1 protein-coding gene is annotated in these 1331 nt (G+C 42.6%); it reads right to left on the minus strand.

Annotated features, from left to right (window positions below):
• On the minus strand, positions 1 to 1331 hold a 1331-nt coding region (locus tag RDY34_RS10515), incomplete at both ends, for a hypothetical protein (RefSeq protein WP_308184587.1).

Here is a 1331-nt window from a genome sequence, read left to right on the forward strand (position 1 = left end):
TTGGCTTTAGATTTAATCGCTAAACCATCAGCAGTCTTTTCTAAACCTTTATCAGATGCTACTTTTGCTGCCACCTTACCATCTGTGCCAACTTCTATTGTCGTACCATCAGTATCTACAGAGACACCATCTGTACCGACAGTAAGACCACCTTTGTCTTTCGCTTTAACAGAGACACCATTTGCATCAACTTTGATACCACCATTAGTGTTCGCATTAACAGAAACACCCTCAGTACCTACAGTAATACCACCGTCAGTTTTCGCTTTAACAGAGACACCCTTATTATCAACTGTAACTCCATCTCCAGCTTTTACTGACAAACCTTCGGTTTTATTCTCTAAACCTTTGTTTTCGTCAATTTTCGCTGAAACCGTATAGGTGTTAGTCGCTTTATCGTGAGAAACGTCAGCACCATTACCTGCGACAACTTTCACTTTCGCATCGTTAATCGCTTTAGCTACACTGCTTACTGTCGCAAGTTTATTACCATCTCCATTCGCAGCAACGGTATCACCTGTTTTGTCATCTTTACTAAACGTACCCGTTACCGCTGACACGTTGCCCGTATCATCCAGTTTAATCGTTGTACCATCGGTATTTACAGAAACACCATCCCCATTAACAGTCAAACCACCGTTGGTTTTCGCATTAACAGACACACCATTTGCATCAACTTTGATACCACCGTCAGTTTTCGCATTAACAGATACACCACTCGCATCTACGGTAATACCAGAACCCTGTTTCACCGCTAAACCATTAGTGGTTTTCTCTAAACCTTTGCCGTCTGCAACTTTCGCTGCAACTTTGTATGTCTTGCCATCTGTATCAAGCTTAACTTCCGTTGTATTGTCTGCGTTCGTTACGACTGTCTTCGCCGCATTAATCGCCGCCGCTACATTAGCTACCGTGATGAGTTTATCTCCATCACCAGCTTTCGCTTTCGCACTGCCAGCGTCGTTTTCAATCGCACCCGTTACCGCTGATACCTTGCCATCTGCAACATTGATTGTCTTTCCATCAGTTACTACCGATACACCATTTGCATCTACAGTAAGACCACCTTTGTCTTTCGCATTAACAGATATACCATCAGCACCTACAGTAATACCACCGTCAGTTTTCGCATTAACAGATACACCATTTGCATCTACAGTAATACCATTTCCATTTTGTACTGATACGCCATCAGCACCTACGGTAATACCACCGTTGGCTTTCGTATTTACAGAGATACCCTCTCCATCCACTTTGATACCACCATTGGCTTTAGATTTAATCGCTAAACCATCAGCAGTCTTTTCTAAACCTTTATCAGATGCTACTTT

The organism is Neisseria polysaccharea (genome assembly GCF_963392925.1).
Taxonomy (GTDB): domain Bacteria; phylum Pseudomonadota; class Gammaproteobacteria; order Burkholderiales; family Neisseriaceae; genus Neisseria; species Neisseria polysaccharea.